The following is an 8,787-nucleotide window of genomic DNA, read 5'->3' as shown; positions in this document are numbered from 1 at the left end:
TGGTTAGGGCATTGCTAGCTGTACCATTAGCACGGTCAGCGGTTGATTGTGCCTGCTGTGCAGCGCCCTGGACATTTTGAGCAGTGGTTAGGGCATTGCTAGCTGTACCATTAGCACGGTCAGCGGTTGATTGTGCCTGTTGTGCAACGCCTTGTATATTTTGGGCAGTGGTTAAGGCATTGCCAGCTGTGCCATTAGCACGGTCAGCGGTTGATTGTGCCTGTTGTGCAACATCTTGGGCGCTCAAGGCAGTCGATTGCGCGCCGATCGCTCGACCTGTTGCAGATGCTGCGGCTGTAGTTGCTGCATCTGCAAGGCTAAATGAGGATTCTGCACGGTTTATCGCTAAATCTGCTTTCGATTCCGCTCTTTTGGTTTGTTCTTTAATTGGATTAAGTAAACCAATGACTTTTGACAGCCCGTCATCTACAGATTGCACGTGGGACTCTACAGCATCTACTCTGCTTCCTAATGCGTAGATTGTGCCTATTGCTGTGGCAAGGGAAGCCAAGCTTGCCACTAAAGAAAATACTGCTGCTAACCGACCTGCTAAAGCTCCTATTTGGTTCATGGCTGAATTTGATAGACCTAACGCTGAACCAGCAGTTTTTGCCACTCCTTCTACTTTGTTGACAACATTATTAACTCTTACCCCAACGTTGTAGACTTCTCCTTTCAACCCGTAAAAAGCATCATCTAAAACCCCAACAGCTTGCTGTACTGGCTTGAGTTTTTGGACAACTACTCCTAAAGCAATAGTTTGAGCAATGGGATTAAACAGAGGAACTATTGACTGTTCTGAAAGCTTTACTGATTTTTGAATAATTGCGTTTTCATCAACATTTGGAAGATTAGCAATTTGCACTTTTAAATCATTAATTTGTCGCTGCAACTGATTGCAGCAATCGCATTTACCAGCACAGTCTAAGGCTTGCTGTAAGTTTGTAATTGTGCTGGATGCACTCATGTTTAGCTACAACTTCTATCTTTTAATTGATTAGATAAACCTTCAATCTTTGCCCAATCGCTATTACTAATGCATTTCCCACTGCAACCAACACCACAAGCTATCTCACAATCGCTAATGGTTGCGTAAATGCCGGGAGTATTATAAGTACTTTTAGGAATGCAAACGCCATTTAAGCAGTCGTAAGGAACTGCATTACACGCACTGCAATTGCCAAATTTAGTGTAACCAGAGGTAGCGTTGTCATTAGCTACAGAAGTTACTTGTGCTGTAGCGGTTGTATAAAAATAAGTAGTCCCGGCGATATTAACGCCGTCTAAATATAGGTAGACAGTACTTCCATCCCTGGCACGATATTCAGGCGTTGTGCCACAAGCAAAAAATTCGTAATTATTGCCGTCAGTTCCTTTTCCGTAAAACCGAAAACATTGCGCCATTATTAATAACTATCCGGGTCAATTGTGCCTGAAGTGTCAATTTTTGCAAGTGATAGTGTTATTTGGTCTACTCGATAATTGGTAGTCCCGCGAGTAGTAAAAGATGCGTATCCATCTGCCATTAACAGAGATTGGTCTGTATTGGCATCAAAATTTGTTTGGGTTAGGTAAGATTTTGCATTCAATGCAAGTGCAACAAAATGTCCTTCTGCACTGGCAGCTGAAGGCGTAGCTAAACCCGCAGCTTGTAATGCAGTATCGGGGATAAATAAACCGCTTGAAGGTGTCGTAGCACCACTGGCTAATCTTGTTGTACCAGTTCCAAAAATTTGAGTAAGTGTAGGTTCCATCTAACGAATTTTGAGTGAAGTGAATAAATCCGTTTTATCCGGGAATCAAATGAGCGTAAATGTTCCAGTTTTATGTAATTTCGGAAGTAACTTTACTGGGTCTATATCTTGCTGTGTCAGTATTCCAGCGTTAATGCTTATTCAGTAATTCAAAAGTATACCGATTTAACCGTCTACCAGGGTTAAACCGGAACTCATGCAAAGACACAAGAATTTCACCTGAGTAGCTGTACTGAAACTATTAGAGTATTAATTTATTCAAAACTTTAAAATTGATCGGCACGACAAAACTGACTAGGGCGAATACGCTGAAGTCTTAATGCTAAAACTTCCATCTGCGATCGCCCGCTTTAACTCTGGAGGCGATCGCATTTTTCATAGCTTGATGCTATATTGACGGGTGACACATCGATACGAGGTTTTTAACTTCTATTTTTTTCTTTTACCCAAGCGTCAATTTCTAATGCAAAGTAACTCACTAAAGCGACTTCAGTTTCTACCTCCAAGATTGGAATTGAACGCCCGTTTAACTCCACGTATTTGTACAAACGTGAGTGAATATCGGAATATTTTTCTTTGAAGAAATCGTCGTATGGGATAAGGTCGGAATACAATGATTCTCCGCACGGAAAAATCACAACAAATCTTTTGTACGGCAGTCCAAACTTTTCGTTTAACAGACGCATTAATTTGGACTCTGGATATTTAGATACAAACTCAGAAAGTCTTTTTGACGGTTTGTGTTCAGGCAGCAGACAAAACCAATCGCGCCCATACAGGAAGCTGTATCGCTTTTGGACTGCCTCGTTAATGACTTTCAGTCCTTCTAGAGAGTTTTGACGTAAGGCGATGTCAGCAGCGAGAGAGGGGTCAGCGGTGACATATCTGACAAATATTTGCGCTACATAGTTGGCAAAAGCCGGGTCAAGGTAGCTGGCTAAGTGAACTGCTATGACTGGGTGAACCCATGTGATAGCACCATACCCTCTACCAGTTGAGTAAATTAATTCTGTAGTTTTTATACAATAAGTACTGTTTGTATAATTAAATTCCCTAATTTTTAGGGATTCAGTAAGTTCATTTAATCTAGCTTTCGTTTCTGGTAGCTTTTTCCAGTTATCAATTCGGTAGCCAAAATGCTTACACCACTTAGTAGCATTAACGTAGCCATCCTCTCGCTGTGTGGCTTGTATTAACGTACTAAACTGCTCTATCTCTGACATAGCTCAACTGCCCATAAGTAAGTAGACGTGATCGCATTTTATCAATGCTACTATTGGGCTGTCACATGTCAATATAGAGTTTTTAAATGAGCAAAGGTGGTCGGACTAGCGGCACTTGGACAGGCGGCAGTACTTGGCGCAGCGGCCAGACGAAAACAATTAGAGTCCCGGTCGTACTGGAGGCTCAAATCATGGATTATGCTAGAGCAATAGATGGCGCTATTGACGTGTCACACGTCAATACAGCCGATTCGATTTTGAGTGCAATTGACCGTTACATTGCTTGGAGGCATCAAAACTATCGCTCGACTCAAGCAGCTAAGGAACCGGACACCACCAGCCGTACTTGGGACGAGTTGAGGAAGTTTCAAAGGTTACTGCGGGAAAATCCAGCAGTACTGCTCGATGATGATACTTGTCGATAGTTGAGTTGCGGATTAGAATTACTAACCTTTCGTCGCTGCTAGTGATTTATACCATTCGGGATGGCCAACAATAAACAACTCAGACTTGCTACGAGTCAGCGCCACATAAAGCAGATTTTCTTCTTGCTCTAGCTGCCAATCTTGTTGGTCTCTCCAAGTCATCGGCAAATCATTGGGTTTGTAAATAAATATTCTCTCGGACTCTAACCCTTTAGCTTTATGACAAGTACTAAGAGTAATCGGTGAATTGTCGTCACTAAACAGTTGATCGATATAGTATTTTAAATCATCAATTCCAACTGCCTGGGGTTGCGATTGATAAATGGTTGTAATCGCCTGCAATTTGTCTGTTAGATTTTCAATTAATTGTTCTTCATTATCAAGTCCTTGATATTGCTGTACTTTAATTTGTTTGTACGCTTGCACAGCATCATTGAAAGATTTAAAGGTATAACCGCGCATTTTAGCTATCTCATCAAGCTCTTTTTTGAGCGATTCGCCTATGTCCTTACCTTTGACTGTGGCTTTAATTCCTCGACCAATTAATCTAATACAAAGACTGACCAATGGTGCGGTTTTACGACCGATAATCATGTCACCAGGTTGAACCAAGTTTTCAACATCTTTGTTATCGATTTGGGTAATGGTTCCTTCTTCGGCTGTAGGTGATGGCTCAATTGGAATGGAGGGGAAATTCTTTTTAACTAACTCAATATGCAATCTCGGACATCTGTAGCAGATTGAAAGTGGTAATTCTCTAGCATTGGTGCGATTGACTATATTTTGATAGCTTTGGTCATCAGCGCCGGCGAAACCCATTATCGCTTGACGCGGGTCGCCTACTGCTAATATGCGACCTGTATCACCAGCTAGAATAAGAGCTAGTTCCAACTGCGCGGCGTTCAAATCCTGGCACTCATCTACAAGTACAAAACGGTAAGGTTTGAACCATTTAGCTTCGTTCAACTTCCATTTAACAGGTAGCCATACTTGGTCTGTAAAATCGATACATTCCTTTTTAATGGCTTTCTCTTCACCTATTCGCAAGCAATACTCAATCCATCTTGCTATTAGTTCAGGCTTCCAAACATCCTCTATTTCAAAATGTTTGGAAATTGCTTTTATCACCTGCTGTGTTGGTTGCTGATTGGTTAATCGCACGAGATCAACTAATTTGAGAAAATCGTTATCGTTGCCAATAATGCTTTCCCCTCGCAGCCTGCCAACTGGATTGCCACGCTTAGGAATTAGTTCTAAGTCCTGAGCAATACGTTTGTACTTCTGCCCGTTTACATCGATGTCATTTCGCCGCTTGATACCTAATTCTTTTTTCAGCAGCGAGAAACCAGCACTATGCATAGTGCTGATAGATTCCGCCCAGTCCTGACCAAATTTTTTAATCAAGTCTAGGGCGTTAAGCTTGCCAAATACGCAGATTTTAATGTCACTCGGTCTTAAACCTGACTCTGCAAGGGTTTTAGCCACAATTTTTAGTGTGGTTGATTTACCCGAACCCGCAACTGAATTACAGCAGCCGTGTCCCCTTCCTTCTAAAATCCAGTCAACAATAGCCAGTTGGTATTTTGAAGGCACAAAACCAAATTTTGCAGTGTACGCTGCAATTTCAGCTTCAGAAAGATTCGCCTCCTGAATAATTTGAGTTTGTTCGTCCTTGGGATTGCCAGAAATAAGGCTAGCTTCGCGGATAGAATCCCTGTCTAACAAAGATTCTACGGCTAGCTTAATTTGCTCTAGCTCGTCGGGCTTGAGCTTGTCTAAAACGGAGATGACTGCCTCAAATGGGGTACATTGCCCATCTAAAGCTCGGACATATGCTAGCGCTGCTGTCTCAAATATTTCGGGGATTCGCAGAGCTTTAGTTGGTAGATGTTGCCAAGCTGTTTTTTGCTTGGGCAGGTGTTCTATTTTTGGGTTTACGTTGGACATCACTAGAACGACTATCTGTATGCAGTGTACACAGCACAAATCCACGAGGCTCTGTCAAACTATAATGTCTGCCCAACTTTTTTAAGGTGCTCTAGTTGGTAAGGTACGCCGTTGTTACACAGTGGGGGCGAAAATCTCGCTTTACTGGGCTTTTTGAGCCAGATGCCGCCCTCGTGGATACAATCAACTATCAGCACTTGTCCTCGATGTTCGCCCTGCAATACTTCCACTTCATCGCCTAGCCACACCTCATCTCTCCAGTCTGCTAAGTCATGCCATGGCAGGCGCGGTTTCGACTCAAAATCATTCGGCAAGACGACATCAACCTTTTTGACGCTGGGATAAACCTTTGTCACTTTCACTCTTTTAGCTAGCGATCGCGACCAGAAAACAGCACCAACAGTAATTCTAGGCTTTGTCGATGAGTGTTTGGGTTGCGGAGCTTGTACTACAGGCTCAAGCCGATCGCCCTCAAGCTGATCGCCTTCAAGAGCCACCCGATCACCACCCGATCGCCTTGGGCGATCACCTTCTAGAACGCTGACAGTACAATCGTTTTGGGCAAAGGTGATCGGGCGATCGTCATTTTCTTGTGATTTTTTTTCTGATTCGGAATTTTCTAAAAATTCGATTTTTGGCATACTTAGACGATCACCTTCGTTACATTCCCTTGATAGTTCTTGCTGTGTGTGGCTTTCAGAATTGTTAAGAAGGTGATCGCCCAAGGTGATCGGGTGGTGATCGCCAGGTGATCGGGTGTTCTGATACACGTTGTTATTTTCGCTTGTATCGCTTTGGTGGGAATTATCTTGAGTATTTTCAGAGGTGATCCACGCAGACGAGGTTGTTGACTCGGATTGTAACGGAGTGTAAATACTACAATTTTCGGATTCGCGGGTGATGTAATACAACTTTCTCGTACCGCTATTGCTTCTCTCGTCTACGATAATGATGCCGTCTCTGGCTAACTGGTAACAGCAGCGCCGGGTGTTACTGCCAGAGGAGCCGATATGGCGTGCTATCTCCTCAGCCTCAAATTTGATGTTGGCTTTCTGTTGGAGAAATTCCACAATTCGCTGTCTGGTGGAAGTGTCGGGCGAACCCATTTCTTGGCCTACTTCTTCTAAAACGGAGAAACTAAAGTCTTCTTCGTTGAAAAATAGACGGTAGCTAGCCGGGAAGCGCCGCGAACGCGATTTCTCAATTGTGAGGATTTTCTCTTGGACGTTAGCTTGTGGGCTAGTGTCGCGTTCGAGTTTAACTACTTCAGAGACAGCATTTTTAATTGATGTTGCCCCTCTGGCTTGACCTTGCCTGTTAGCGTGGTGGATGATGACGATGTTTTTCCCGGTTTCAGCAACTACTTGGTTTAGCTCCAGGACGGCGCGGGAGTACTCGGTGCTGTTCTCGTCATAAATTGAGTAACGGTTAACGAAGGTGAGCGAGTCGATCATGATGATGGCTGGGTCGAACTCCTCAATATCTCTGTACAGGATGGGTATAGCGTCTGTGTTCCAGCCAAAGCGGACTTGTGTCCTTTGCCGGGCTTCCGTGCCTGGGGTGAATCCGCGCTTGTTCAGCGCCTGGAGCATGTCGTGTTTTGATTCGTCCCCTTGATAAATTAGGACGCGGCGATTGTCGGCGGTGGCAGGGAAGCCGTTCCAGTTTTGACCAGTGGTCAGGCAGTAAAGCAAGTCATAAAGCCATTTGGTTTTACCAACACCGCCATCGGCATAAACAAGCGTTGTAGTCGCTTCGGGAAGTATTCCACCTAATAGCCATTTTCTCCCTTGTGAGCCAATTTCTGATTCTAGTTGGTCTAAGCTAATGCGTGGCTCGACGGTGGCGCATAGCGATTTCATGTAGAGGTTTTCTAAGTCTTTAGGTCGTCTTCCTGGAGTGCGATTAGCTAACTCTTGAAGTGCGTATAATTTCTCACCTGGATCTGAAATTTTCAGATAAATGTGTTGTAATTCTTTTAACAGTCTGTTGTACCGCCAACGTCGATTTTCCTCTTCTGTAGGTGCTAGTGGTGTAGCAGTTATTGCTTGAATTCTATTGAGAATTCTTGTGTCAATATCTGTTATTTCTAACTCAGTGTCATGACTTAAATATTTTATTTCATCGCCTATTTTATCTAAGTCACGACGACGGAATTTATCAATGATTAAATTGGCAAGACTATCGATATTAACTGCGCTAACTGTTCTATCAACCAGCGTCGCCAGCTTGTTTCTACCGCCAATACGAGCTAGTAAATCATGGTCAATTAGCCAGCTAGTAACATGTAGCAAATCTGTTGGTTGACCCTTTTTACAAAGCCTTAGACAAGCTTGGTAAATGTCTTTATGTGCGCCCATGTAGAAGTATTCTGGTTTTAGTCTGTCCTTAACCCGATAAATAGCATCTGGGTCAAGCATGATTCCACCAAGTACTGCTTCTTCTGCTTCAATATTTTGTTGTGGAAGTGCATTTATAGGAGGTCTAAAGCTGTGTTCATCTGTGTAGGAATAAGGAACTGCTACCATTTTTCAGTCCCTCCAAATATGTTAGAATTACTTTTAATGACGGCATAAAAAGTAATCTGAATTACCAGATTGTTTTTCTGTTTGCTGTTACTATTAATTATCATTTTTCAACAAGTAAATAACTACACACTCACTTTCTTGCTGTTGGTGAGTATTTTTTTGCCTTATGGCGATCGCACTACAAGGGAGGGGAGGGGCGAAGGTGTTCCGGCAGCCGCTGCCACCAGCATTTTATTTGCCCGTTCTCGTCGATGATGGCGATGTAATAGTACTGGGGGAAGCCGGGATGCTGGAAGTTAATCCAGTCTGGTGGCTTTAGGTATTCCTCCGCCATTTCAAATAATCCACTGGCATCAGGTAACTGTTCTGGTTTTTGTTCGGTCATGAGTCTTTGGTCAGTTGTTGGTGGTTAGTTGTCAGTGGCGATCGCGTCTCTGGTAACTGAACTCTAGGCGGTCATCAAAGGGAAAACTTAGGAAAGGCGGATCGAGTTGGCGCTCTATCCGCCATGTTCTGTTGAACGGAGATAAACGAAATGAGTATCGAAAGATTTGGGTTAGACCCTGACAGCAAGTTGGGGTTAAGCAATGATGATGTTGTTACGCTTACGGCGAAAGATTTTGGATTGGAGACCATGAGTAAGACTGGTCGCCTCATTCAAGCAATAGAGCAATGGTCGAGAGGCAATAGCAACAACAAGGGTCAGGAGCCTCAGTGGTTTGTGGAGGAAGGATGTAAGTGTGAAATTTTGCGTACTACAGGTGGGGGCTGGCAGAAGGGACGATTTCGTATCAGGCTAGAATTCATCCCTGATGATCCAAACTCTTTTTTCAATCTCCCCCCAGAAGAAGACAAACCACAATCACTGCTGGACGACCTTCGCTCTGAGCTAGATGTCAAATAATTAGCT

The 8,787-nt window shown here is 43.4% G+C and carries 9 protein-coding genes; 2 read left to right on the top strand and 7 right to left on the bottom strand.

Going from position 1 to position 8,787, the window contains the following annotated elements:
* The 4 genes from I8752_RS34375 to I8752_RS34360 all read right to left on the bottom strand — a co-directional run.
* On the bottom strand, nt 1-967 hold a 967-nt coding region (locus tag I8752_RS34375), incomplete at its 3' end, for a hypothetical protein (protein ID WP_404827141.1).
* 2 nt (nt 968-969) lie between these two features.
* Nucleotides 970-1,404 (bottom strand): hypothetical protein, encoded by a 435-nt coding sequence (locus I8752_RS34370; RefSeq protein WP_214436641.1) that lies wholly within the window; start codon nt 1,402-1,404, stop codon nt 970-972.
* Nucleotides 1,405-1,406: 2 nt separating this feature from the next.
* On the bottom strand, nt 1,407-1,754 hold the full coding sequence (locus tag I8752_RS34365) for a hypothetical protein (RefSeq protein ID WP_214436640.1): 348 nt from the start codon (nt 1,752-1,754) through the stop codon (nt 1,407-1,409).
* 422 nt (nt 1,755-2,176) lie between these two features.
* Nucleotides 2,177-2,977, bottom strand: coding sequence for a KilA-N domain-containing protein (locus I8752_RS34360; protein WP_214436639.1), 801 nt, complete (start codon nt 2,975-2,977; stop codon nt 2,177-2,179).
* 86 nt (nt 2,978-3,063) lie between these two features.
* Between I8752_RS34360 and I8752_RS34355 the strand changes: the two genes are divergently transcribed.
* Nucleotides 3,064-3,402: a hypothetical protein gene (locus I8752_RS34355; RefSeq protein WP_214436638.1), complete on the top strand. Its 339-nt coding sequence runs from the start codon at nt 3,064-3,066 to the stop codon at nt 3,400-3,402.
* Between the two features lie 21 nt (nt 3,403-3,423).
* On the opposite strand, the gene I8752_RS34350 is transcribed toward I8752_RS34355, so the two are convergent.
* From I8752_RS34350 to I8752_RS34340, 3 genes are all read right to left on the bottom strand, one after another.
* Nucleotides 3,424-5,349, bottom strand: a complete 1,926-nt coding sequence (locus I8752_RS34350) for a UvrD-helicase domain-containing protein (protein WP_214436637.1) — start codon at nt 5,347-5,349, stop codon at nt 3,424-3,426.
* Between the two features lie 59 nt (nt 5,350-5,408).
* On the bottom strand, nt 5,409-7,877 hold the full coding sequence (locus tag I8752_RS34345; protein WP_214436636.1) for a DnaB-like helicase N-terminal domain-containing protein: 2,469 nt from the start codon (nt 7,875-7,877) through the stop codon (nt 5,409-5,411).
* A 178-nt stretch (nt 7,878-8,055) separates the two neighbouring features.
* Nucleotides 8,056-8,262 carry a hypothetical protein gene (locus I8752_RS34340; protein WP_214436635.1) on the bottom strand — a complete coding sequence of 69 codons (207 nt, stop codon included), beginning with the start codon at nt 8,260-8,262 and terminating at the stop codon, nt 8,056-8,058.
* Nucleotides 8,263-8,412: 150 nt separating this feature from the next.
* On the opposite strand from I8752_RS34340, the gene I8752_RS34335 reads away from it, so the two are divergent.
* Entirely contained in the window at nt 8,413-8,781 is a 369-nt protein-coding gene (locus I8752_RS34335) for a KGK domain-containing protein (protein ID WP_225896085.1), read from the top strand.
* Nucleotides 8,782-8,787: the final 6 nt, after the last annotated feature.

The organism is Dendronalium phyllosphericum CENA369 (assembly GCF_016056275.1).
Lineage (GTDB): Bacteria > Cyanobacteriota > Cyanobacteriia > Cyanobacteriales > Nostocaceae > Dendronalium > Dendronalium phyllosphericum.
Note: the sequence above shows the minus strand (reverse complement) of the source record. Positions and strands in the feature narration are given on the sequence as shown.